Source organism: Streptomyces lacrimifluminis (assembly GCF_014646095.1).
Classification (GTDB): Bacteria; Actinomycetota; Actinomycetes; order Streptomycetales; family Streptomycetaceae; genus Streptomyces; species Streptomyces lacrimifluminis.
On sequence record NZ_BMMU01000006.1, the window covers coordinates 111,469 to 135,170 of the forward strand.

20 protein-coding genes are annotated in these 23,702 nt (G+C 68.8%); 8 read left to right on the forward strand and 12 right to left on the reverse strand.

All coding sequences use genetic code 11. From position 1 onward, the window contains the following. Positions 1-280: 280 nt before the first annotated feature. The 3 genes from IEY89_RS11945 to IEY89_RS11955 are packed head-to-tail and all read left to right on the forward strand — an operon-like array spanning position 281 to position 1,064. On the forward strand, positions 281-505 hold the full coding sequence (locus IEY89_RS11945; RefSeq protein ID WP_189147477.1) for a hypothetical protein: 225 nt from the start codon (positions 281-283) through the stop codon (positions 503-505). Beyond that, positions 502-879: a DUF6415 family natural product biosynthesis protein gene (locus tag IEY89_RS11950; RefSeq protein WP_189147328.1), complete on the forward strand. Its 378-nt coding sequence runs from the start codon at positions 502-504 to the stop codon at positions 877-879. Before IEY89_RS11945 ends, IEY89_RS11950 begins: the two co-directional genes overlap by 4 nt. Beyond that, the gene (locus IEY89_RS11955) at positions 876-1,064 is read left to right on the forward strand and encodes a hypothetical protein (RefSeq protein ID WP_189147329.1); all 189 of its coding nucleotides are present in this window, start codon (positions 876-878) and stop codon (positions 1,062-1,064) included. The genes IEY89_RS11950 and IEY89_RS11955 overlap by 4 nt, the downstream gene beginning before the upstream one ends. A gap of 30 nt (positions 1,065-1,094) precedes the next feature. Here the strand turns inward: IEY89_RS11955 and IEY89_RS11960 are convergent, their stop codons facing one another. Further along, positions 1,095-1,415 (reverse strand): DUF6191 domain-containing protein, encoded by a 321-nt coding sequence (locus IEY89_RS11960; RefSeq protein ID WP_189147330.1) that lies wholly within the window; start codon positions 1,413-1,415, stop codon positions 1,095-1,097. Between the two features lie 93 nt (positions 1,416-1,508). Next, positions 1,509-3,617 (reverse strand): autotransporter, encoded by a 2,109-nt coding sequence (locus IEY89_RS11965; protein ID WP_189147478.1) that lies wholly within the window; start codon positions 3,615-3,617, stop codon positions 1,509-1,511. 313 nt (positions 3,618-3,930) lie between these two features. On the opposite strand from IEY89_RS11965, the gene IEY89_RS11970 reads away from it, so the two are divergent. Continuing rightward, positions 3,931-5,115, forward strand: coding sequence for a glycoside hydrolase family 43 protein (locus tag IEY89_RS11970; RefSeq protein ID WP_189147331.1), 1,185 nt, complete (start codon positions 3,931-3,933; stop codon positions 5,113-5,115). Further along, positions 5,112-6,524, forward strand: a complete 1,413-nt coding sequence (locus IEY89_RS11975) for an RICIN domain-containing protein (RefSeq protein WP_189147332.1) — start codon at positions 5,112-5,114, stop codon at positions 6,522-6,524. Before IEY89_RS11970 ends, IEY89_RS11975 begins: the two co-directional genes overlap by 4 nt. A 27-nt stretch (positions 6,525-6,551) precedes the next feature. Here IEY89_RS11975 and IEY89_RS11980 read toward each other — a convergent pair whose 3' ends face one another. Next, complete coding sequence (locus IEY89_RS11980; RefSeq protein ID WP_189147333.1) at positions 6,552-8,249, reverse strand: rhamnogalacturonan lyase B N-terminal domain-containing protein; 1,698 nt, start codon at positions 8,247-8,249, stop codon at positions 6,552-6,554. A gap of 216 nt (positions 8,250-8,465) precedes the next feature. Between IEY89_RS11980 and IEY89_RS11985 the strand changes: the two genes are divergently transcribed. Beyond that, a complete protein-coding gene (locus tag IEY89_RS11985) occupies positions 8,466-9,524 on the forward strand; it encodes a rhamnogalacturonan acetylesterase (RefSeq protein WP_189147334.1) in 1,059 nt (352 codons plus the stop codon). 635 nt (positions 9,525-10,159) lie between these two features. Here IEY89_RS11985 and IEY89_RS11990 read toward each other — a convergent pair. Together IEY89_RS11990 and IEY89_RS11995 are read right to left on the reverse strand one after the other, a co-directional pair. Next, positions 10,160-10,969, reverse strand: a complete 810-nt coding sequence (locus IEY89_RS11990) for an alpha/beta fold hydrolase (RefSeq protein ID WP_189147335.1) — start codon at positions 10,967-10,969, stop codon at positions 10,160-10,162. 132 nt (positions 10,970-11,101) lie between these two features. Further along, positions 11,102-12,421 (reverse strand): jacalin-like lectin, encoded by a 1,320-nt coding sequence (locus IEY89_RS11995; RefSeq protein ID WP_189147336.1) that lies wholly within the window; start codon positions 12,419-12,421, stop codon positions 11,102-11,104. Between the two features lie 219 nt (positions 12,422-12,640). Here IEY89_RS11995 and IEY89_RS12000 point away from each other — a divergent pair, with 219 nt between their 5' ends. Beyond that, the gene (locus IEY89_RS12000; protein ID WP_189147337.1) at positions 12,641-14,347 is read left to right on the forward strand and encodes a PHP domain-containing protein; all 1,707 of its coding nucleotides are present in this window, start codon (positions 12,641-12,643) and stop codon (positions 14,345-14,347) included. After that, positions 14,344-14,856, forward strand: coding sequence for a hypothetical protein (locus tag IEY89_RS12005; protein ID WP_189147338.1), 513 nt, complete (start codon positions 14,344-14,346; stop codon positions 14,854-14,856). Before IEY89_RS12000 ends, IEY89_RS12005 begins: the two co-directional genes overlap by 4 nt. A gap of 43 nt (positions 14,857-14,899) precedes the next feature. Here IEY89_RS12005 and IEY89_RS12010 read toward each other — a convergent pair whose 3' ends face one another. The 7 genes from IEY89_RS12010 to IEY89_RS12040 all read right to left on the reverse strand — a co-directional run bounded on the left by IEY89_RS12010 (position 14,900) and on the right by IEY89_RS12040 (position 23,644). Next, entirely contained in the window at positions 14,900-15,700 is an 801-nt protein-coding gene (locus IEY89_RS12010) for an ABC transporter permease (RefSeq protein ID WP_189147339.1), read from the reverse strand. 5 nt (positions 15,701-15,705) lie between these two features. Then, positions 15,706-16,509 (reverse strand): ABC-2 family transporter protein, encoded by an 804-nt coding sequence (locus IEY89_RS12015; protein WP_189147340.1) that lies wholly within the window; start codon positions 16,507-16,509, stop codon positions 15,706-15,708. Position 16,510: 1 nt separating this feature from the next. After that, entirely contained in the window at positions 16,511-17,524 is a 1,014-nt protein-coding gene (locus tag IEY89_RS12020; RefSeq protein ID WP_189147341.1) for an ABC transporter ATP-binding protein, read from the reverse strand. A gap of 82 nt (positions 17,525-17,606) precedes the next feature. Beyond that, positions 17,607-20,495: a glycoside hydrolase family 2 TIM barrel-domain containing protein gene (locus IEY89_RS12025; protein ID WP_189147342.1), complete on the reverse strand. Its 2,889-nt coding sequence runs from the start codon at positions 20,493-20,495 to the stop codon at positions 17,607-17,609. Between the two features lie 25 nt (positions 20,496-20,520). After that, entirely contained in the window at positions 20,521-21,399 is an 879-nt protein-coding gene (locus tag IEY89_RS12030; RefSeq protein ID WP_189147343.1) for a carbohydrate ABC transporter permease, read from the reverse strand. Continuing rightward, entirely contained in the window at positions 21,396-22,361 is a 966-nt protein-coding gene (locus IEY89_RS12035) for a carbohydrate ABC transporter permease (RefSeq protein WP_189147344.1), read from the reverse strand. Before IEY89_RS12035 ends, IEY89_RS12030 begins: the two co-directional genes overlap by 4 nt. 20 nt (positions 22,362-22,381) lie before the next feature. Further along, positions 22,382-23,644: an ABC transporter substrate-binding protein gene (locus IEY89_RS12040; RefSeq protein ID WP_189147345.1), complete on the reverse strand. Its 1,263-nt coding sequence runs from the start codon at positions 23,642-23,644 to the stop codon at positions 22,382-22,384. Positions 23,645-23,702: the final 58 nt, after the last annotated feature.

A 23,702-nucleotide genomic window follows, 5' to 3' on the forward strand; every position in this document is an offset into this window, starting at 1 on the left:
GATGAGGCGCTGTTCCGAAGGTGAAACGAGTGTATTACCGCTTCGGTAACCCCTGCCGGTCATCCCGCAGTCGCCCGCAGACGACGACGCTCAGTGCATGAACACGATGGACCCCGGCGATCGTGTGATCGGTCCGGGGCCTGGTCGACTGCAAGGAGCCAACTGTGAACTGTCTGCCGCTGGTGCTCGAACGGGTGAGAACGCTCCTGGCAGGGTCGCCCCGATCCTGCCGTCAGAGCTGTCCGATGCGGGACGTGTCCCGGAGGGCGGCCGGGTGACGATGACCGTGTACAAGCCTCGCCTTGGCGACACCGTCGAGGACGCCAGCACCAAGAAGATCGGAAAGGTCATGGGCTTCGAGGGGCCCTACGTACAACTGCGGCCGGTCGGCGGCGGCCTGGAGTGGGACGCGCAGCCGGGGAATCTCCAGCTCGTCGCGGTCGCCGTCGCGCTGAGTTCGGCAGTTGCGGCGGCCAACGCCCGGTCGCGGGGAGAACAGTTGTGACCGTGAGCTTCTCTCTACCCGTCGACATCGCGACGCTGCGCGCCAGCGCGCACACTCTGCTCAAGCCGGACGCCGAAGCGCCCTCCGAGGAAGAGTTGGAGACGCTGACGCTCATGTTGACGGGGCACCTGGCGCTCATCATTCTCGAACTGGAGCGGGTTGCCGCAGGGCGGCGCGGTGACGACGACATCCCCCGGGTGTGCGCCCGGATGGCCGTCTCAGAGAGTCTCAGGAAGCTGCGTAGCAAACCCGGTCAGGGCCTGAGTGCACACGTCGCGTACGCGCGTCGTCTCTCCCGCTCGCTCAACTCCTTGTGCCATCACTACGAGCAACTGCGTGGTGCCCAGTCGGAAGGACGCGAAGGAACACCATGAAGGACGGGAAACCCTGGGTCGGCGACCAGGTGTACGACCACGGCGCCGGTAAGGGCGCCATCGTCACCGACGTCCGGGACGGGACGTACCTGCTCCGCCCCCTCTGCGGTGGAGGTCAGGCGTGGACGGTGCCCAGCGACGAGAACCTGTCGGTCAGCGTGCCTCGGCCGGAGTGTCCGGAATGACGTTCGCGAATGACGACGTCTACCCGCGCCCTACCGGTCGGCCTGCGGCATCCGCACGACCGCGACCCCACCCTCCAGATCCACCGTCGTCCGGTTCGGCGGCGCCCCGTCCTCCTCGTCGTCCCGCATGAGCAACGACGACTGTCGCTCCTTGAGCTCGTTCTGCTTCCCGGGGGAGAAGGCCGCGTGGAGTTGTTCGAACCCGGTCGCCGATATCTGGCCCTGGCGAACGCTGTTGCGCCAGGGGAGCCATCCGGCCCGCCCCGCGCGCAAGAGCAGCTGATCCGCGAAAGCCGCAGCGGTCAACAGGAGGACCAGCCCCGGCAAGGTCATGAAGACGGCGTATCCCATGCTCGTCAGTATCCCGTGGAGCAGGCGAGGCGGACAGGGCCCGCTCGCCCACCCCGGATCAGTTCAGCTCAGTCCCGCACAGTTCAGCTCAACTCAGCCCTGCGCCGCGTGCCGGCCGCCCCGTCGCCGCCCGTTCCCGCGCCCCCGGACCTTCCGGGCAGCCGGAATCATCAGCCCCGCCAACAGCCCGACCGCCATCGCGTACGGCCAGAACCCGAGCCCCGTACCGGCCGTCGCGGAAACGGAGTTGGTGCTCGCGTCGGCCGCCGCCACCGAGCCTGAACCAGGCCCCGCAGCACCAGAACCCGGAGCCGACGACGCACTCTTCGCGACCGCCGTCAGCACCACGTCGTTGCCGTCGCCGCCCCGATAGCTGATCCGGTACTTCGTGTCGTCGAGCTTCAACGCGGTGCCCTCCTTCAGCCCACTGAACGCACCGGTCGTCTTCGCGTGCCCCGCGTGGTTCAGCACCGTGATCGTGCGGGCGGAAGTGGATGCGGATGCGGATGCGGATGTGGAGGCCGAACCCGCCGCCGACAAGTCCAGCGTCCCCGCCAGCCGTACCGCGCCACCGACCTTCAACGGCCGCCCCCGCCAGACCAGTTCGCCCTTCGCGCCCTGCACGTAACTCCCCGTCACCGTCAACCCACCAGCCACCGCACCCTCGTTCGTCACCGAGCCCTGCACCGTCCCCGAGCCGGTGAGCGTGGTCCCCACGCGCAGTCCCGCCGAGCCCACGTCCAGCCGGGCGCCCGTCGAAGTCAGCCGAATCGCCTTGCTGCGAGCGAGAGTTGCTCCGCCGCTGAGTGCCAGCGTGCCCTTCGTGACCGTCGTGGTCCCGCCGTACGTCACTCCGCTGCCCGTCAGGGTCGTCGTCGCCGCGCCCGACTGGGTGAACGAGCCGCCGCCGCTGATCCGCGACAGCACCAGTGCACGGCTCGTGTTCCGGACCACCAACGAGCCGTTGTTCACGACCTTGTAGAGCGAGCCTGCGGTGTACAGGCCGCCGTCGCCGCCCGCCCTTCCGCTGCCCAGGCGCAGCACCGCGCCCTTCTCGACCGTCGTCGACCCGTCGTAGTACTGGACGGCGGCGAACGTGACATCGTTGCCGCGCGTCCCCTTGATGACGATGTCCCCGGCGCCGGGCGCGGACAGGGTGTCGTGGAACCGGCCGCCGCCTATGGGGGCGCCCAGCGTCACCGGGCCGTTGTAGTCGAACGTCAGGAGCGAACGGGACCTCGCCGCAAGAAGGTTGATGTATACCGTCTCCGACGTACCCGGCATGAAGATCTTGTTCGTGGTGCCGTCGCCCCACTGGACGTTCGCGCCCTTGATGTTGGTGCCGCGCTTGTTGACGTTCCTGCGGGCGGGTGTCCAGTTGAGGGCGGGGTCGCTGAGCGAGGGGTCGGTGTCACCGCCCTGGTCCGACCAGCTGTACTGGCCGGTCAGCACCACCTTCGAGCCCGGGCGGGACTGGACGTTGATGTCGCTGCCGTACTCGCGCTGGTAGAAGTCCATGCCCATGGAGACCGTCTGGCCGAGCGGTGTGTCGACCGTCCAGGTGCCCTGGTTGAGGACCTTGCGCACGAGGGGGAGCGACGTCGCGAACTCCGGTCGGCCCGCGTTCACTTGGGTGCCGTTGTCGATCACCCCGGCGAAGGCGTGGATGCCCGAGAGGTCCCAGGTGCCCCAGAGGAAGCGAGGCTGGGTCACGAGTCCGGCGCCGCTGATCGTGCCCAGGTTGTACGCGCTCTTCAGCGAGAGGCGCAGGGTGCCGTCCACCCGGATGTTGTCCTGGTTCAGGCGGAACGCCGGGGTGTTGTAAGGGAAGTGGCCGATCAGGCCGGTCGTACCGCCGTTGCCGTACTGGAGGGTGGCTCCCCGTTCGACCGTCACCGCAGGCGGGTCGGGGTTCGTCACCGTGACGTACGGGTGGTTGCCGCCCGGGATGCGCACCGTCTGCCCCTGCCGGGACCTGGGCAGCGTGAAGTCGCTGTCCCTGGTCAGGACCAGGGTGCCCGTGCCGCGCACGGTGAGGGTGCCCTCTCCGCGGAAGACACCGTTGTACGTCGTCGTCCCGGCAGGCACGGTCACCACCGTGTCGCCGGTGAGCGTGACGTCCCGGCCGGCGAGTACGTCGGCGGTGGCGTCCCGGGAGCCGGCCGCCGACGCGGGCGGGGAGCCGAACAGGACGGCGGTCATCGCGAGGGCCGCGGCGGCCGTGACCGTCCGGCGACATGTCCTGGGGGCGGGGCTGGTGTTGGGGGAGTGGCTGTGCACGTGACCGGAGACGGACGGACTTCCGGGTAATAACAGAAAGTTGCCCAGCGGATTCGTGCCTTCCGACCCGTTGACCTTCCCGTAGCACGCGCTTACCTTTTCGGCGTTCGGAATGGCAGATCTTGTTCGCAATTACGAACGTTTCTCGTGTCACTCCCCACGCACGCACACAAATGCACACTCCGAGCCCCGCACCCATCGACATCTCGTGCCCCACCCCCGAGAGGCAGTCAGCATGAGCCGCGCCGACGACCTGCCCGAAGTCCCGTCCGAAGCCCCGCCCGAAGACTCCGTCGCCTCCGCCCTCCCCTCCCTCTCCGCCCGGAGGACCCTCCTGAAGGGTGCCCTGGCCGGCGGATTCCTGGCAGCCGGTTCCGCCATCGCCGGTGTCTCCGGCGCCGCGCATGCCGCCACCGCCCCGGCGGGTGCACCCTGCGCCACCGCCCCGTACGTGAACCCCCTTGTGCGCAACCGCGCCGACCCCCACATCCACCGCCACACCGACGGCCGTTACTACTTCACGGCCACCGCCCCCGAGTACGACCGCATCATCCTGCGCCGCTCCCGCACCATCCGTGGGATCGCCACCGCCGACGAGTCCGTCATCTGGCGCAAGCACGCGACCGGGCCCATGGGTGCGCACATCTGGGCGCCGGAGATCCACCACATCGACGGCAAGTGGTACGTCTACTTCGCCTCCGCACCCGCCGAGGCCGTCTGGGACATCCGTATCTGGGTCCTGGAGAACTCCAACCGCGATCCGTTCGCCGGCACCTGGGTCGAGCGCGGGCAGTTGAAGACCGCCTGGGAGACCTTCTCCCTCGACGCCACCACCTTCACCCACCGCGGCTCCCGCTATCTCGCCTGGGCGCAGCACGAGCCCGGCATGGACAACAACACGGCTGTCTGGCTGTCGAAGATGGCCGACCCGCTGACCCTGACGGGACCTCAGGTGCGCCTCACCACACCGGAGTTGGACTGGGAGCGCATCGGCTACCGGGTCAACGAGGGGCCGTCGTTCATCAAGCGCAACGGCCGGATCTTCATGTCGTACTCCGCCAGCGCCACCGACTTCAACTACTGCATGGGCCTGTTGACCATCGACGCCCGCGCCGACCTCATGGACCCGGCCAACTGGACCAAGTCCCGGACACCCGTCTTCACCAGCAACGACACGACCAAGCAGTACGGCCCCGGCCACAACTGCTTCACCGTCGCCGAGGACGGCTGTACCGACGTCCTCGTCTACCACGCACGGCAGTACAAGGAGATCGTCGGCGATCCGCTCAACGATCCCAACCGGCACACCCGGGTGCAGAAGCTCGGCTGGAACACCGACGGCACCCCGGACTTCGGCGTCCCCGTCGCCGATACACAGACAGACACGCAGGTCGGCTCACTTACGGAGAGTGGCTCATGAGACGTGTGTACGCGGTTCTCCTCGCCCTGTGTCTGGCGCTGGCCGGCGCCCTCGCCACCGCCGGCCCCGCCCAGGCCGCGGCCGTCACCATCACCAACGGCACCCAGTTCACCGCTACCAACGGAGGCCCCGTGCACGCGCACGGCGGCGGGGTCATCAAGGTCGGCTCCTACTACTACTGGTTCGGCGAGCACCGCAACGCCGACAACACCTTCCAGTACGTGGACGCCTACCGTTCCACCGACCTGAAGAACTGGGAGTTCCGCAACCACGTCCTGACGCAGTCCAGCGCCTCGGAACTCGCCACCGCCAACATCGAGCGGCCGAAGGTCGTCTACAACGCGGCCACCGGCAAGTACGTGATGTGGATGCACAAGGAGAACGGCGCCGACTACAGCGAGGCCCGTGCCGCCGTCGCCGTCTCCGACACCGTCGACGGCAACTACACCTGGCAGGGCAGCTTCCGCCCGCTGAACACCCACATGTCCCGTGACATCACGGTGTTCGTGGACACTGACGGCACCGGGTACATGATCTCGGCGGCCCGGGAGAACTACGACCTCCAGATCTACCGGCTCACCGCCGACTACACCGGCGTCGCCGCGCTGGTCGCCGACCCCTGGCACGGCGGTCACCGCGAGGCGCCGGCCCTGTTCAAGCGCAACGGCGTCTACTTCATGCTGACGTCGGGCGCCACCGGCTGGAACCCCAACCAGCAGCAGTACGCCACCGCGACCAGCATCACCGGCCCGTGGACCGCCATGACGAACATCGGCGACGCGACGACCTACGGCTCGCAGACCGCGTACGTCCTTCCCGTGCAGGGGAGTTCGGGCACCTCGTACCTCTACATGGGCGACCGCTGGGGCAACGCCTTCGGCGGGACCGTCAACGACTCCCGTTATGTGTGGCTGCCGTTGAGCTTCCCCTCCTCGACCACGATGTCCATGTCCTGGTCGCCGGAGGTCACCCTCGACACCGCCACCGGGACGGTCACGGGCAACAACGCCACGTACAACACGCTGATCGCCCGGCACTCGTCCAAGTGCGCCGATGTCACCAGCCAGTCGCTGTGGGCGGGCGCCCAGATCAAGCAGTACACCTGCAACAGCGGCAACAACCAGAAGTACTGGTTCAAGTCGGTCGCGAGCGGCTACTACCAACTGATGGTCCGCAACAGCTCGTTGTGCGTCCAGGAGAACGCGAGCACGGTCACGCAGGAGAACTGCAGCTCCTCGGCCACCAACCAGCAGTGGTCGCTCACGACCACCGGCTCCTACGTCAAGGTCGTCTCCCGCGCGAGCGGCGAGTGCCTCGACGTGAACGGCGCGTCCACCGCCGACTCGGCCGCCGTCATCACGTACACGTGTGGCAGCGGAACGAACCAGCAGTGGACGCGTGGGACATGACGCACCATCAGGTCGTGTCAGGTCAGGTCATGTCAGCAGGTCGAGCGCGTCGATCGCCGTGCCCGCACTGAGGTAGGAGGTCGTCCCCGACCCGCTCACCACGTTGATCTTCAGCACGTTGTACTGACTGGTGTCCGTGAGCCAGGCGCTCGCCGGCACACTGTAGGTGAACGTGTTGTTGTTCCCCCGGTAGGAACCGTTGGTCAGGGACCGGGTGTTCGGCTGGGTGGGCGGGGACGGGACGGCCGACGTCCAGGTGTCGTTGACGACGACCTGCGGGCGGCCGTTGGCGTAGGCCGTCGTCACGCCGATGCGCAGGGTGTGCGCGGCGGCGGCCTGTGCCGCGGTCAGCCTGAAGTACACCAGCAGACCGCTGTTGACGTCCTTCCAGAGGTAGCAGGGGAACCCCGACGTCTCGGTGCCACTGCCGATCACCACGTTGCCGGTCCAGGCGGCGGCCCGTACGTCCGACGGATGCGCGTACGTCATCAGGTCGGCGTTCTTGAATCCGCTCGGAGTGCCGTTCCAGTCGTTGATCCGCCAGATCGCGCTCGCGTTGCTCGGGTCGTTCGTGGCGGGGATCGCGATCGAGTTGAGGGTGGTCGTGCCACCGGCCGTGACCGTCACCGAGGTGGTGTACACGGCGAGTTCGCCCTTGAACACCGTGAGCGTGTACGTCCCCGGAAGGACCCCCGCGATGGAGAAGTAGCCGTCCGAGACGCGGGCCGAACCCCAGTACTGCGCCGCCGAGTTGGCGATTCCGACCGTGTACGCGTACGCCGTGTTGCGCCCCGTGATCCCGACACCCGCGACCCGGCCCCGGCCGCCCGCGGAGACGTAACCGGAGATGCCGAGCGAGTCCGCCCAGGAGGTGGTGAGGGTCCCCGGGAACAGCGACGAGGACGGTGTGCCGCCGTCCGTGAAGGCGATGACGTACGGGCCCTGGAGGCCGAAGCGTTGGTCCTCGGTCTGGTTCTGGCCGTAGTACAGGATCTCGTACAGGCCGCCGCCGTCCGCGCTCTGGTGGCGCAGGAGGGAGCGGTAGAACGGGCCGCCGGAGGCCTTTTCGTGGTTGGAGCGCACGATGTACAGACCGACGCTGCCGGTCCTCCAGCCGACGTAGCTGTAGTCCATGACCCGCAGCTTGGAGTAGTGCTTCGAGCGGGTCTGGCCGTCGGACTTCGCGAAGACGTCCGAGGCTTCGATCGTGCTGTTCGTGTACGTGTACGAGTCGGGCTCGTCGTTGAGGAACAGGCCCGCCTTGACGCGCAGGATGAAGCGGGTCGCCGAGACCGACGTGTCGGCCTTGTTGGTCCACACGTAGACGTTGTTCTCGCCGCTGCGGGCCGCGTAGTAGTGCTTCAGCGTGCCGTAGGTGACGCTGACCAGGATCGTCGAACCGGACTGCTGGATCGTCACCGCGGAGGAGCCGAGGCCGGACTCGATGTGCGAGTTCATGCCGCCGTAGCCCTGGTACTCCGTGCCCCGGTAGACCAGCGAGGACAGGTCGCCGTTGGACTTGCGGACCTTGAGGACGAGGTTGGCGCCGGTGTCGATGACGTAGTTCGTGCCGTCGTCGGTGTAGCCGAAGGCCGCCGCCCGGGCGGTGCCGGGAAGGGCGAGCCCGGCGGCGGTGGCCGTGGCGCCGAGGACGAGCGCGCGGCGGCCGAGGTGGAGCCCGGAGCGCCCGGGGTGACCGGGGGTTCTGTCGTTGGCTGCGGACATGTGGGGGTGCCTCCTTCGGAGGTGGGGGTGTGGGGCCGTGGGGGGGTGCGGTGTTCGGAAGACTGACAGTTGAATCGATTTCGCGAAAGGGCTTTCGTTGTAAGGAAGTTGGCATTCATGTGAAAACGTGCAGGACTCTAGAAAGCGCTTGCCAGACGATGTACGGTCCTGCCGCTGGGCCTTGTCGAGCGTCGGAGGACTGCTGTGGGAATCGCGATGAGACGTTTCAACCGCGCCGTGCTGGCGGCCGTGACCCTGAGTACCGCCGCCACCCTGGCCGTCGTACCGGCCACCGCTCACGAACGGCCCTCGCACGGCCCGCGCGCCCTGGGCATCGAGAACTGCACCGCCACCGCCTGCCACTTCGACGTCGCGCCCGGCACCTACGACGTACGGGTGCTGCTGGGCGGTGAGGCCGCCGCCAGTACGACCGTCACCGGTGAGACCCGGCGCGCGCTCCTGCCGGAGACCGCCACGGCGGCCGGCGAGCGCGTGGCCCGCAGCTTCACCGTCAACGTCCGTACGCCCGAGGGTGAACCGACCGGCGCCGAGGGCACCCCCGGCCTCGATCTGGTGCTCGGCGGCTCGGCGCCGGCCCTGGCGGACATCCGGGTCACCCCCGCCGCCCGCCACACCCGGCAGATCTTCCTGGTCGGCGACTCGACCGTCTGCGACCAGCCGGGCGACCCGTACTCGGGCTGGGGCCAGGAGCTCCCGCAGTACCTGCGCAAGGGCCTGTCCGTCGCCAACTACGCGGATTCCGGCGAGAGTACGGTCACCTACCTCGCCAACTCCGTGCTCTTCCCGACCGTCCGGCCGCTGATCCGGCCCGGCGACCTGGTCCTCGTCCAGCTCGCGCACAACGACAAGCAGACGGACGAGCCGACGTACCGCGCGAACCTGGAGACGCTCGTCGCGGGTATTCGCGAGCGAGGGGGGAAACCGGTACTGGTGACTCCGATCGTGCGCCGCTGGTTCAACTCCGACGGCACCCTGAACAACGGCACCGCCCTGCTGGTCAACGGACTCGGCGTCGACCACCCGGCGGTGATCCGCGCGGTCGCGGCGGCACAGGACGTACCGCTGATCGACCTGACGGCGAAGACGAAGGCACTGGTGGAGTCCCTCGGCGTCGAGGGCTCCAAGGCGCTGTACCTCTACAACGAGAAGCGCGACAACACGCACACGTCCGTCCATGGAGCCACGGCGTACGCCGGGTTGGTGCGCGACGAACTGGTGGCACAGCGGCTGGTCCCCCGGCGCGGGGTCCGCTAGGGCCGCTACAAGAACCCCTGGAGCGTCCTGACCGGAACCGGGGCGCTCCAGGCTCGACAGCGGATCGCCTCGGCTGCTCGCGGCTGATTCGGTGCCGAGACCAGCCGTACGGCGAGGCCCATCAGGACCGGAGTCAGCCCCCAGTGGCAGTAGCCGCCAACTCGCCTTCCCCAGAGCCGTGTTCACGAACTGCGGCAGGAACGCCACGTTGCACAGCATCATCCTGGGGTTGAGGAGATCGGTGACGGCACCCTGCCGGAAGGCGCGCCTCAGGCCCGGACCGGATGGGCCCGATGCCGCTGTCACGTCCTCCTCGGTCGCCGGCGGCGAGCGGTCGCGGAACGCTTGGCCGTGAGGTGGAGGAGATGGCGGCGCCCTGCCGGCCACGTGGTGGTAGAGCGTCGCCGGCAGGGTCGTGAAGAGAACCGGCAGGCCGAGCGGCGCCGACACCGCGCGCACCAGGGCACCGGCCGACACCCCCAGCGTGGCGGGCATGCCGGTGACCGGGCCCCCGCGTCCACGCGACATCCGGGCGGGGCGGGCGCCCCAGGGTGAGGCGCCCACGTACGACGAAGTGGTGGCGCTCGGTCACCAGTACCACGGTTCCCCGGCCCCGATCCCGATCCCGACCCGGATCAGCCGACCGGGACCAACGTCTCCCGAAGCCGCGCCGCGAACTCCACCGGGTGGGTGAGCACCCCGAGATGCCCTCCCGGGAACTGGCGGGCGACGCTGCCCGTACGCCGGGCGAGGAACGTGGCGGTGCGGTGCAGGAGTTGGCCGACCGAGTCGATGCCCATGGCGACGGTGAGCCGGGGAGAAGGGGCGGAGAGTGCGGCGAGGTCGGGGGCGTAGGAGGTGAACGGGACCAGGACGCGGGTGAGCGAGATGGCCATGGGGGTCGCCAACTCATCGGTGCGGGAAGGAGGTTGGTCTGCCGCGTCCGACAGCCTGTCCAGTTCCTGTTCGGTGAGGGCCCGTTCCTCCAGGCCCGCCGTCATACGGGCCGACGCGGCCTCGACGCCCCGGGCGCGGTAGATGTCACGCACCTCGGTGAACAGCGCCCGCTGCCGCTCGGCGTCCGGCAGGACAGTCACGACCGGTGGCTCGTGCGCGACCACGTGCCGCAGTCGGCCCGGGTGCCGGGACGCCAGGTCGAGCGCGGCGACGGCCCCCGCGCTGCTGCCGAACACGTACGCGGACTCGCCCTCGGGGAGCACCGTCTCCAGCACCCGGGCGGCACCCTCGCTCCACCACTCGACGCGCTGTTCCCCGACGGGCTCGCCGAGTTGGCCGTGGGCGAGGCCGAGCGGGTCGTACGTCACGACGGTGAAGCGTTCGGAGAGGGGAGTAGTGATGTTCTCGAGGCCCATGGGGTGTCCGGCGCCGCCGGGGATGATGAGGAGGACGGGGCCGGTACCGCGCACGTCGTAGTGATCACTCATCCTCCCGAAGTTACCCGCTGGGACGGCCGGGAGCCGAGGATTTTCCGGAGGCGCGGGCGGAGGTGCGAGCGGGCGGACACGGGAAGCGCGTCCGCCCACACAACAGTACGGTCGATCCGGGGAGTCGGCCGGTCAGGCGATCGGCGCGTACACCACGCCCAGCTTGTCGATCTCGTTGCCCGAGCGGCCCGTGAAGCCCACGATCTGCCAGCCCGCGGGTGCCGTGAACGTCGCCGTGTCCGTCGTCGCCGTGCCGGAGGTCAGGGTGCGGGACCTGTCCGTCGTGAACGCCGCGGAGAAGATCCTTGTCCGGCCGTCCTTCTGACCCTGTGTCAGCTTCACCGAGGTGAGGTGTTCGCCGGACGCCAGGGTGAGGGAGGTGGCGGTGCCACCCGTGCCGCCGTGGGTCAGGGTCGTGCCGCCGTCGTGCGTCAGGGACACCGCGTCCAGGCGGGAGGCGCCGCGCAGGGTGAGCGTGCGGGGCGAGGGGGCCGCCGGGAGGTCGTCGGCGTCGTTGAACGCCGTGCCGTGCGGGCCGCCGATGATGTCGCTCGCGCGCAGCTTCGAGGGCAGCGTCCAGGAGAAGTCGACAGCGTGCGGGAAGTGGTCGGAGAGGTTGCCGCCCGCGGAGTCCAGGAAGGACGCCCACTCGTTGTTGTAGCGGGTCGCGGAGAGGTTCACGAGCTTGCTGCCGCGGTAGAGGATCTTGTCGACGACCTCGCAGTTGTTCGTCGGCGCGGTCGTCGGGCACATGAGCGCGTCGCTGCCCTGCGTCGGCTGCACGCCGCCCTTCACCAGCTGGACCCAGGCGTCCGTCAGGCCGTTGTCCGACACGAGCGAGCGGATGTTGTCGGGCGTGCGCGTGTACCGCGTGTTCGTGTCACCGGCGACGATCACCGCGTTGCCCGCGGAGTTGGCCTGGATGAAGGCGGACAGCTGCGAGATGTTGGACCGACGGGCGGCGTGCGCCTCGGCGGTGTCGTCCGCGTTGGGGTGGGCGTTGTACACGTCCACGTAGACGCCCTCGGCGAGTCGCACCCGGGCCAGCGAGAACCCCTTGGGAGTAAGGCAGTTGGTGCCGGTGCAGTCCTTCCACTTCACCCGCTCGAAGTCCTGGAATGCGTAGTCCGAGAGGGTGTTGAGACCGTCACCGAAAGGCACTCCGCCACTCGTAGCCGTGCGGTACGCGTGGTTGTCGTTCGCGTACAGGGCCGCGTGGTAGTTGAAGTCCTCCTGGGCGTTGACGATGTCGTACGCGCCCAGGCGCGGCGATATCAGGGGGGTGTTCACCTCGGGGTTACCCGAGCTCAGCAGCTCCGGAAGGCCCGCGACGTTGTACGTGAGGACGTTGAAGGTGCCCGAGGTGGCGGCGACCGCCGGAGTCGAGCCGGTCGTGGCGAGCCCGGTCAGCGCGAGGGCGCCGGCCGCGAGGGTGCCGATGAGTCTTCTCATGGTGGGGGTGTCTCCAGGGGGGATAGGTGAACGCTGCTCAGGTTCACGGCCAACAGTGTGCTGGACAAGGGCTGTTGGGGGAACAGTGAGTGGAGTGTCGATCCGCCGTGTCAGGGTCGTTCGGCGATCACTCCCTGGTTGAGCAAGGTTCATGTTTCACACCGATTCTCCTCAGGCGGCGCACTACTACGGGCGCCGCGAGACAGAGGAGACGCAGCCATGGGGCACGGACACCCGCACGGCCACGGGGATGACCATCACCATCACCATCACGGTCACGAGGGCGGTACGGACACGGCGCTGCCCGCGGCCTTCGACACCTCTGTGCCCGACGAGGCCCTGAGCCCCGAACAGCAGTCGCGCCGCTCGCTCCTGCACAGGGCGGGGCTCCTCGGTGCGGGCCTCACCGCCGCGAGCGTCGTCGCCCCGGCCGCCGCCACCGCGCACGCGGGCACCAACGGCCGCCGTACGAAGGGCTTCCTGTGGCTGGCCGGGGACCACCACATCCACACGCAGTACAGCAACGACGGCAAGTACCGTGTCGTCGACCAGGTCCGCCAGGGTGCCCGGCACGGCATGGACTGGCTGGTCATCACCGACCACGGCAACGTGACCCACTCGAAGATCGGTGTCGAGAAGGTCAACCCGGACATCAGGGCGGCCCGGGCCGCCTACGAGGACACCCTCGTCTTCCAGGGCCTGGAGTGGAACATCCCGGCCGCCGAGCACGGCACGGTCTTCGTGCACCCCGGCAAGAACGAGGTCTCCGTCCTCAAGCAGTTCGAGACCGACTACGACGGCGGCGTGAAGGGCGCCACCGGCTCGACGCCCGCCAACGAGGCGCTCGCCGTCGCCGGCCTCAACTTCCTTGCGGAGCAGGTGAAGCGGCGCAAGGTCCAGGACGCGCTGATGCTCGCCAACCACCCGGCGCGCAAGGGCATCGACTCGCCGCACGAGATCCGCGCCTGGCGGGACGCCACCCCGGAGCGTCGTATCGCCGTCGGTATGGAGGGCGCCCCCGGACACCAGGCCGCCGGGATACACGCGGACTTCGGCATGGGCCGAGCCCGCGGCCTGTACGACGGCAGCCCGGGTGCGAACTCCTTCGCGGGATACCCGCTGGAGAGCTACCGCACCTGGGGCGGCTTCGACTGGATGACGGCCACGGTCGGCGGCCTGTGGGACAGCCTGCTCGCCGAGGGCAGGCCCTGGTGGATCACCGCCAACTCCGACTCCCACAACGTCTACACGGACACCGCGGTCCGCGGCCCGAACACCGACTACGAGGCCAACGGCCGGCACGACGACCCGGTCTACGGCGGGAAGGTCGACCTCACCGAGGGCGACTACTGGCCCGGCCAGTACAGCCGCACCCACGTCGGCGCCGACGGCTTCTCCTACGCCGCCGTCATGGACGGCATCCGCGCCGGCCGGATCTGGGTGGATCACGGCCAGTTGCTCAGCGGCCTCGACGTGCGCCTCTCGGGCGGCGGCCGATGGAGCACCCTCGGCGGCGCCCTGCGCGTGAAGAGGGGCACCCGGGTCACGCTGTCGGTGGACGTGGCGCCGGCCGGCGGGCCCAACTGGGCTGGATTCGTACCGAAGTTGGCTCGCGTGGACGTCATCCAGGGAGATGTCACCGGCCCGGTCGCCGACAAGGACACCTTCACGGCGCCGACGGCCAGGGTCGTCAAGTCCTACGAGGTCAACCGGTCCACCGGCACGGTCCGGCTCACCTACGACCTCGGGCGCGTCGACCGTCCGCTGTACGTCCGGCTGCGCGGCAGCGACGGCAACCGGTCCGCCGTCGGCGCGATGGGCGCGGCGGTCGATCCCGCGGGCCCGGCCATCGACGTGGTCGGTGACGCGGACCCGTGGCGCGACCTGTGGTTCTACACCAACCCGGTCTGGGTGCTCCCTTCGTGACGTCGTACGCCCTCTGGGCCGGCACCTCGGTGTCGGCCCTCGACGCGGCCGATCACCTGCTCCTCGGCCTCGCGGCCGAACTCGGTCTCCCGGAAGCCGCGTTCGGATGCACCCACTTTCTGCGTGGCGACCGGCCCCGGATGGCCCTGTCGCTCACGCTGCCGTCGGAGCCGCTCCTGCGCACCGCCGAGGAGCGGCTCCGAGCCCAGGGGTACGAGGTGACGCCCGGGGTGCCCGACGCGGTCGGCCGCGCGGTCGTCTACCCGGGCTTCGGCTCGCTCACCGGCACGGTAAGGGTGGGGGAGTTGCTGGCCAGGAGCGCGATCGACCGGGTGACGGTTCTGGGTACGCCGGGTCAACCAGACCCGCGGCAACGGTTGGTGACGCGTGATCATGTGCGTCCGCAGTGGCACGGCGGCGAACTCGTCCTCGCCGCCATGCCGGCCGTCGGGGGCACCCTGGTGCCGTTCGAGGTACCCGACCCGACACCGTGCTGCGCGGATCACTGACGGGATCACTGACGGGATCACTGAAGGGACCACCGCACGGGCGTCACCCGTTGACCCCCGTGTAGTGCCCGAGGCTCCACCGCCACAGGAGACGCGCTCCCAGAAACGCCGCCAGCCCCAGCAGCGGAGAGGCCGCCGCCAGCCAGTACGGCACACCCGTGTCGTGGCCGTGGCCGGTCAGTACCGCCGCCGGGAAGTACGCGACGAACGCCAGCGGCAGTCCGAAGGTGAGGAAGCCGCTCACCGCCCTCGGCAGCACGTTGAGCGGATAACTGCCGAACGTGCCGAGCAGCTCCTCCAGCCAGCGGCCCCAGTAGTCGGCGGCCGGGAAGCGCAACGAGGCGCAGGCCACCGCCGTGAACAGAGCCGCCTCCAGGAGCATCCCGCCGAGGACGCAGACGACGAGGTACGTGATGCGGCCCGCCGTCCAGTCCAGGTCGCTGCGGGAGAGCGCGCCCACCATCAGGCCCACGGCCACTGTCAGGTCGCCGATGGCGTTGGTGGGGAAGTAGGACAGCTGGACCTGGCGGAACACCGGCATCGGGCGGACCAGATAGGTGTCGATCATCCCCTCCTGGATGATCCTGCCGATACCGTGCATCCGTCCGAGGAACAGCACGAAAATGGCGTGTGCCAGCATCCGGGTCGCCGGGATCAGCAGCACCTCCGAGCTGTCCCAGCCGCCCATCCCGGTGAACCGGGTCAGCAGCACCGTCGCGAACACGATGACCGACACCTGCCAGACGGCGCCGATCGCGATCATCAGCAGGAACTCGGAGCGGTACTCCAGCTGGGCACGGAAGTTGAGGCGCGTGATGCGCCACGCGATACGTACGGCGTTCACGGGCCTCAGCCTCCCTGGGAGACGACACGGAGGGCGGCCCGCCGCCACAGGAACCGGGTGAACAGGGCCAGTACGAGGACCCAGCAGGCCTGGACACAGAGCTGGAAGGCGGCGTCCGAGAGCGGGATGCGCCCCACGTACAGCGACAGCGGCACACTCAGCGTGGCCTGGAAGGGCAGGAAGGAGCTGAGGGTGATGAACCAGTCCGGGAAGAACCACAGCGGTGCGTACACCCCGGACAGCAGGTTCTGCGCGAAGACCAGGATGAGCATCGCGGCGCCGTTGCGCAGCGTCCAGAAGCACAGCTGGTCGATGACGAGCATGACGTAGTACAGAACCAACTGGCCGAGCAGCAGACTGAGCGCGAACACCCCGGCCACAGCCGCCGATCCGGGCGGCCGGACCACCCCGGCGGCCAGGCAGAGGGCCAACCCGGCCAGCGCCCACGCGAACCCGTAGAGCTGCTCGCCGAGCGCCCGCAGCGCGTAGTAGCGCTGGGGTGCCAGCGGGCGCAGGTACCAGTACACGATCGTGCCGAAGTGCATGTGCTGGAGCACGGTGTCGCGGCCCGCGTACTGGTCCAACTCCCGTAGCCGGGAGGCGAGTACGGCCATGACGGCGTACGTCACCGCCTGCTCGCGGTCGAGGCCGGCCGTCGTACCGGTCTGCTGGTAGAGGCCGTTCCACAGGGACGCGACCAGGACCACCTGGACGGTCAGCCGGATCAGGGCGGCGGTCACCCGGGGCGGGGCGTACAGCTCGCCCAGAGGGGTGACCCTGGCGGATCGCCAGGCGTGCAGGACGGCCATCTCAGCCGCCCCCGCGTGATGCGGGTGCCTCGGCCTGGACGTACGCGGCCCGCATCACGTCCTCCAGGTCGGCCTCGTCGAGGGCGATGTCCGACACCTCGTACCGCTCGATGACCCGCTTGAGCGCCTGGTGGACGGTCGGGGCGGCCGGACCGTCGGGGCCGAAGACCACCTTCGGGCCCTCGCGGCGGAGCAGCGCGATGCCCGGGAGCGCCTCGGCCTCCGCGTGCGGGTCGGCCAGTGTCGCCCGTATCTGCCAGGTCGAGCCGAACCGCTTCTTGATCTCGTCCAGCGTGCCGTCCAGCACGAGCCGGCCGTGGTTGACGAGGACGACCCGCTCGGCGAGCCGCTCGACCTCCGTCATGTCGTGCGTGGTGAGCAGCACGGTCCGGCCGCGCTCCTCGACCTGATGGCGCAGGAACTCCCGCACCTGCTCCTTGACGACCACGTCCATCCCGATGGTGGGCTCGTCGAGGAACACCACCGGCGGGTCGTGCAACAGCGCCGCCGCCAGGTCGCAGCGCACCCGCTGGCCCAGCGACAGATGCCGTACGCGGGTGTCCCAGAACGTGGACAGTTCCAGCAGGTCGTCGAACTCCCGCAGGCGTACGGCGTGTTCGGGCTTCGGTATCTCGTAGATGTCCCGCAGGATCGAGAACGACTCGCGCACCGGCAGGTCCCACCAGAGCTGGGTGCGCTGGCCGAACACCGCCCCGATGTTGCGGGCGTTGCGCTCGCGCTCCAGGTACGGCACCACGCCGGCGACGCGTGCCTCGCCGGACGTGGGGGTGAGGATGCCGGTGAGCATCTTGATGGTCGTCGACTTGCCGGCGCCGTTCGGCCCGAGCAGGGCCAGGAGTTCACCGGGCGCCACGTCGAAGGTGATGTCGGAGACGGCGTCCTTCGCGACCCGCTCGGGCTGGACGAGGGAGCGCAGTGCCCCGGTGAAACCGGGACGCCGGACAGTGGTGTGGAAGGTCCGGGACAGGCCTCGGACCTCGATGGAACCACTCACTCAGGGAACCTCCGGGAGTTCGCGACGCGCGAACACGGCCGTCCGGCTGGAAAGCCGGACGGCCGTGTGACCGGTAACATAGTCAGTTGTCGACGGCCGAGAGGGCAACGGAGAATTCAGCGGGCTGAACCCGCAGCAGGTACTGCGGAAGCGTGCCCGGACCGCAGGACTGTGAGCCGATGCCCTGCTGCCCGTGGTCGAGGTTGACCCAGACCGTGTCGCCCGGGGTCAGGTCGGTGAGGTGGTCGGCCGCGTCGAGCTGTTCGCTCGTCCAGCGGCGCGCCGTGAACCAGAACTCCGGGTCACCGTCGACCCGCAGCCCGCCGATCTCCGCCCAACGGACGTCGGCACGGGCGCCGTTCTCCTGCGGGCGGAGGTAAGGCGTCTGCAGGTCGTTGACCGTGGACTCCCAACGACCCAGCATGGAAGCCGACTTGGTGTCGGGGTAGCCCTCGCCGGGCCCGCCGCCGAACCAGGTCACCCGGTCCGCCGCCGGCAGTCCCAGCCGGACACCGAGCCGCGGCAGCGGCAGCGTCCAGTGGCCCTCCGGGTCGACGGACACGGTCAGCTTCAGCCTGTCCCCGTCGGACGTCCAGCGGTACACCGTGTTCAGACCCACCTCGGCCGCCGCCGGCGCCACCCGGGTCCGTACCGTCAGCGAGTCCTCGCCCGACTCGACGGCGTCCAGGCGGTGTTGCATCCGGTGCAGGCCCAGATTGCGCCAGAGCATGCCGTAGCGCTCGTCGGGCTGCCAGGCAGCGCCGTCGTCGTTGTCGGTGGGCGCCCGCCACACGTCCAGCCGCAGATCCCGCACCTCGCGGCCACCGATCGACCGCAGGGCACCCGTGCGGGCGTCGAAGGTGCCCGGGCCGAGGGTGATGACCCCGTCGGCCAGGACGGGCGCGGCCGAGGCGGCGACCGTCGGCGTCGGCCGCGCGGACGCCGGAAACTGGCCCCAGGCCACCTGGTGTCCCTCGGGGCCCCAGGCCGACTCCTCGGCCAGCAGTGCCCGTACGGTCCACAGCGACTCCGCGCCGCCCCGCGCGTCGACGGGCGGCTGCGGCAGCTTCACGTCCGCCGACGCGCCGGGGGCGAGGGTCGCGGGCACCGCCAGGGTGCCGGTCTCGACCGCCGTGCCGTCGACGTCGTACGACCACACGAAGGTGAGCGCGGACAGGTCGGCGAAGTCGTACGCGTTCGTCACGCGCACGGTCCCGTCCCTGCCGTCGCCCTCGATCCGGACCGGTTCGATGACCTTCTTGTACTCGACGAGCCCCGGTGACGGCGTCCGGTCCGGGAAGACCAGCCCGTCGCAGACGAAGTTGCCGTCGTGCAGTTCCTCGCCGAAGTCGCCGCCGTACGCGTAGCCGAACCGCTCGTCCTTGATGCCGTGGTCGATCCACTCCCAGATGAAGCCGCCCTGGACGCGGTCGTGGGCCTCGAAGATCCGCTGGTAGTCGGCGATGCCGCCGGGGCCGTTGCCCATGGCGTGGCCGTACTCGCAGAGGATGAAGGGCAGTTGGCGGCGCTTGTGCGTGCCGCCGTCCAGGCCCTGGCCGATGCGCTCGGTCTCCGCGTGGTCGGCGTACATGCGGGAGTACATGTCCGTGTCCCGGCAGTCCCAGTCGCCCTCGTAGTGCACGAGCCGGGAGGTGTCGCGGCTGTGGATCCACTTGGCCATGGCGGTCAGCCCGCGTCCGGTGCCGGCCTCGTTGCCCAGCGACCAGATGACGACCGACGGGTGGTTCTTGTCGCGCTCGACCATCCGGGACGCGCGGTCCAGCAGAGCCGGGGTCCAGCGGTCGTCGTCGACGGGGTTGTCGCGCCAGTTCTGCTCGGTGAAGCCGTGGGTCTCCAGGTCGCACTCGTCGATGACCCACAGGCCGTACTCGTCGCACAGGTCGAGGAAGGCCGGGTGCGGCGGGTAGTGCGAGGTGCGCACCGCGTTCACGTTGTGCCGCTTCATCAGCAGTACGTCGGCCCGCATGGTCTCCAGGTCGAGGGCGCGCCCCCTCTCGGGGTGCCACTCGTGCCGGTTGACGCCCTTGAACAGGATCGCCTTCCCGTTGACCTTGATGAGCCCGTCCGCCAGTTCCACGGTCCGGAAACCGATGCGCAACGGCACCCGCTCACCCGCCGTGACCAGCACACCGTCGTACAGGCGGGGCGTCTCGGCGGTCCACGGCTCGACCGCGACCGTTACCGGGTCCCCGGTCCTGACATCGATGTCCAACTCGGGGACGGTGACTCGCCCCTCGACGTCGGACTCGACGCGGAGCGTGCCCTCGCCGGTCGTGTGGTCGTACGAGGAGTGCACGAAGAAGTCGAGGACGCTGGCCGCCGGGCGGTGCAGCAGCGTCACATCGCGGAAGATCCCCGGCAGCCACCACTGGTCCTGGTCCTCCAGGTACGAGCCCGCCGACCACTGGTGGACCCGGACGGCGAGGACGTTGCCGCCGGCCTTCAGCAGATCCCCGACCGCGAACTCGTGCGCCAGCCGGGAGCCCTTGAACTCGCCGATGTCCGTGCCGTTCAGCCACACCCGGGCGCACGACTCGACCCCGTCGAAGCGCAGCACCGCCCCGCCGTCCGACAGGCCGGGCCAGTCGGACGGCAGGTCGAAGACGTGCAGGTGGTCGCCGGTCGGGTTCTGGGTCGGCACGCGCGGCGGGTCCACCGGGAACGGGTAGCGAACGTTGGTGTAGATCGGAGCACCGAAGGCCCCGTCACCCTGGAGGACCCAGTGACCGGGGACCGTCACCTCGGCCCAGTCCCCGGCGTCGTACCCCGGCTCGGCGAACGAGTCGTCCGCGCCGTCGGCGGTCGGCGACAGCCGGAAACGCCAACTGCCGTTCAGGGACAGTGAACCGGCGTCCGAGGACGCGTACCAGGCGCGGGGCGGAAGGGCCCCGCGGCCGGGTGAGACGTCTTCGACGTAGTCGGTGGACATGGCCGTGGTGCGGAAGGACATCGGTCTCCAGGTATTGAGGGAAGGTTCAGCCCTTGATGCCTGTCTGTGCGATCCCCTGCACCAGCCAGCGCTGGAGGAAGAGGAACACGAACACCAAGGGAAGGATGGAAATAGCGGTCGCCATGAAGATCAGGTGGTAGTTGACCGTCTGGTTCGTCATGTACGACGACAGTGCCACCTGCACCGTCCAGGCGCTCGGATCCTGGCCGATGACCAGTGGCCACAGGAAGGAGTTCCAGCCGTTGATGAAGGTGATCGTGGCGATCGCCGCGAAGAAGTTCAGCGAGTTGGGTACGACGACACGCCAGTACGCACCCCAATAGCCGAGCCCGTCCACGCGCGCCGCCTCCTCCAGCTCTTTCGGGAACCCCAGGAAGTACTGCCGAAAGAGGAAGCAGGTGAAACCGCTGAAGAGGCCCGGGATGATGAGACCTCGGTAACTGTCCACCCAGCCGAGGGACGAGACCAGGACGAAGCTGGGCACGAAGGTCACGGCGGTCGGGACCATCAGGGTGGCCAGAACGAGATAGAACACCTTGTTGGCGTGCTTGTAGGGGATGCGCGCGAGTCCGTAGCCGGCGAGCGAGCACACCAGGAGGATGCCCACGGTGTGCAGAACGGCGACGACCACGGAGTTCCACATGGACTGGGCGAAGTCCACGGTGACGTCGTTGAACGGCTCGGTGACGTTGCCCCACTGGATGTCGGTGGGGAACCACTTCCAGTTCTCGCCGGTGATCTCCGGGTCCGTCATCAGGGAGTTGCGGACGATCAGATAGAAGGGGAGCAGGAAGAGCAGGCCGGCTACTCCGGTCGCGATGTACAGACCGGTGTTGCCCATGACGCCGCCGCGATTGGACCTGCCCGGCTTCTTCTTCCCGATCTCGGGTGCTGTGGTGGTCACTTGCCCTCCTCACCCCTTCCGAAGCCCATGATCTTGCCCTGCAACAGGGTCACGACGCAGATCAGCATCGTCAGCACGACCGCGCCCGCGCTGCCCGCGCCGTAGTTCTGGTTCTCACCGAGGGCCATCTTGTAGAGCTCGACCAGCGGGGGCTGTCCCCAGGTGGCCTTGGAGAGCAGGTTGAAGAACTCGTCGAAGGCCTGGTAGGCGGCGACCAGCAGGAGCAGGATGACCGCGGTCGACGTCGCCCTCAACTGGGGCAGGGTGATGTAGCGGAAGGTCTGCCACCCCGGCTTGGCGCCGTCGATGGCGGCGGCCTCATACAGCTCACGCGGGATGTTCTGCAGCGCCGCGATGAACAGGATCATGTAGAAGCCCGACTGGAGCCACAGCCGTACGGTCACGATGACCAGCCAGTACCAGGGCGGATCCGGAGACGCGAGCCAGGCGATGTTGTCGACGCCGAACCAGCCGATGACCGTGTTGGCGAGGCCGAAACGGACCCCGTTGAAGAGGGACATCTTCCAGATCAGCGACGCGGCGACATAGCTGACCGCCGTGGGCAGGAAGAAGACCGACCGGAAGAAGGCCCGCATGAACCGCAGCCGGTTCACCAGCAGGGCCAGGCCCAGCGAGAGGGCCCAGGTGGCCGGCACGATGAACGCCGCGAACACGGTGAACGTGACCAGCGAGTTCAGGAAGTCGACGTCGGTCAGGACCTGCTTGTAGTTCTCGAAGCCGACGAATTCGCTGGGCGTGACCGTGAAGCGGGCCTCGAAGAAGCTGAGGTAGATGCTCCAGCCGATCGGCACGAAGACGAAGACGATCAGGCCGAGGAGGAACGGCCCGGTGAAGAGCCAGAAGTTGAAGGTGCTGCTCGCCCGCGGGCCCCGCCGCGGCCGGTCCTTGGAGACCTTGGCCGGGGCGGGCTGGGCGACCCCGCGCGTGGTGGTGGTCGACATGTCGCAGTCCGTCCGGTGGTCTATCCGAAGAGCTTCTTGAGTTCGGTGTCGACCTTCTTCTCGCAGGCGGCGAGCTGGGCCTTCGGGTCGTCGTCCTTGCGCACGGAGTTGGCCATCACGTCGTTGAACGAGGCGATCATGGCCTGGGTCCAGCCGATGTTGTCGAAGTGGCCGAACTCGTTGAACAGCTTGACGCCGTCGGCGGGCAGGCCGGTCTTGAGCTTGGTGGCGCTCTCCGCGAGGGAGGTGCGCGGCGGGATGTGGAAGCCGTAGGAGGTGGCCCAGTCCTCCTGGTACTCCTTCTGGTCGATCCACAGCCACTTCACGTATTCCTTGGCCGCCTCGACGTTCTTGCCCTTGGCGTTGACGAACATCGACCAGCCGCCGTTGTAGACCGACTCCTGGCCCGCGGACCCGACCTTCGGGAAGGGGAAGATGCCGATGTCGTCGCCGAGCGCCTGCTGCATGGCCGGCATGGCCCACATGCCGCACCACTGGATGGCCGTCAGGCCCTGGGTGAAGGCCGAGGGGTCCCACCAGTCGGCGGGAGCACCGAGCAGCAGGTTGCCGCTGGTGAACAGGGTCCGCAGCTGCTTCAGCCCCTCGGCGACGCCGTCCGTGTTGAAGGCGGGCTTGTTGTCCGCGGTGAGGGTGTCGGCGCCGGCCGACCAGATCAGGTTGTGCTGGACCGGGGTGAGGTCGTTGCCGAGGTAGGCGCCCTTGATCTTGCTGGTCTTGAGCTTGGCGGAGACCTCGATCAGTTCTTCCAGCGTGGTCGGCACCTCGACCTTCGCCTTCTCGAAGAGCGAGGGGCGGTAGAAGAAGAACTGCGGGTCGTCGATCATCCGGACGCCGTATATCTTGCCGTCGACGGTGTGCGACGTGATGTCGGCCTGGTTGAAGTCGTCCTTGACCGGGTCGATGATGTCGGTCAGGTCCGCCACCTGGCCACTCTTGATGAGCTGGATCTGCGGGTGGAACTCGAAGACGTCGGGTGCGTTCTTGGTGAGCAGCGCGGCGAACAGCTTCTGTTCGAAGTTGGAGCCGGTGATCCACTGCGTGGTCACGTTGGCGCCCTTGTAGGCCTTGGCGTACTTCTTGATGGCCTGCTCGGTGCCCGCCTCGCCGTACGCGTGGAAGTACTGGACGAGTGCGTCGCCCGATCCTCCGCTGCTGCGGCCGGTGTTCCCGCCGCACGCGGTCAGTCCGCCGGCGGCGGCGAGACCCATGGCGGCCCGCAGAACGTTTCGGCGGTCCCAGTTGCTGTTGCTCAATGCCGACATGTGACGTCCTTGTCTCGAGTACGGCCGCAGCCCTGTCGCTTCAGCGCCAGATGGCTCA

Bases quoted from the DNA above. Each gene is read 5' to 3' on its own strand.
- IEY89_RS11945 (WP_189147477.1), top strand. From the start codon at position 281: ATGACCGTGTACAAGCCTCGCCTTGGCGACACCGTCGAGGACGCCAGC.
- IEY89_RS11955 (WP_189147329.1), top strand. From the start codon at position 876: ATGAAGGACGGGAAACCCTGGGTCGGCGACCAGGTGTACGACCACGGC.
- IEY89_RS11960 (WP_189147330.1), bottom strand. From the start codon at position 1,415: ATGGGATACGCCGTCTTCATGACCTTGCCGGGGCTGGTCCTCCTGTTG.
- IEY89_RS11965 (WP_189147478.1), bottom strand. From the start codon at position 3,617: ATGACCGCCGTCCTGTTCGGCTCCCCGCCCGCGTCGGCGGCCGGCTCC.
- IEY89_RS11970 (WP_189147331.1), top strand. From the start codon at position 3,931: ATGAGCCGCGCCGACGACCTGCCCGAAGTCCCGTCCGAAGCCCCGCCC.
- IEY89_RS11975 (WP_189147332.1), top strand. From the start codon at position 5,112: ATGAGACGTGTGTACGCGGTTCTCCTCGCCCTGTGTCTGGCGCTGGCC.
- IEY89_RS11980 (WP_189147333.1), bottom strand. From the start codon at position 8,249: ATGTCCGCAGCCAACGACAGAACCCCCGGTCACCCCGGGCGCTCCGGG.
- IEY89_RS11985 (WP_189147334.1), top strand. From the start codon at position 8,466: ATGAGACGTTTCAACCGCGCCGTGCTGGCGGCCGTGACCCTGAGTACC.
- IEY89_RS11990 (WP_189147335.1), bottom strand. From the start codon at position 10,969: ATGAGTGATCACTACGACGTGCGCGGTACCGGCCCCGTCCTCCTCATC.
- IEY89_RS11995 (WP_189147336.1), bottom strand. From the start codon at position 12,421: ATGAGAAGACTCATCGGCACCCTCGCGGCCGGCGCCCTCGCGCTGACC.
- IEY89_RS12000 (WP_189147337.1), top strand. From the start codon at position 12,641: ATGGGGCACGGACACCCGCACGGCCACGGGGATGACCATCACCATCAC.
- IEY89_RS12015 (WP_189147340.1), bottom strand. From the start codon at position 16,509: ATGGCCGTCCTGCACGCCTGGCGATCCGCCAGGGTCACCCCTCTGGGC.
- IEY89_RS12025 (WP_189147342.1), bottom strand. From the start codon at position 20,495: ATGTCCTTCCGCACCACGGCCATGTCCACCGACTACGTCGAAGACGTC.
- IEY89_RS12035 (WP_189147344.1), bottom strand. From the start codon at position 22,361: ATGTCGACCACCACCACGCGCGGGGTCGCCCAGCCCGCCCCGGCCAAG.
- IEY89_RS12040 (WP_189147345.1), bottom strand. From the start codon at position 23,644: ATGTCGGCATTGAGCAACAGCAACTGGGACCGCCGAAACGTTCTGCGG.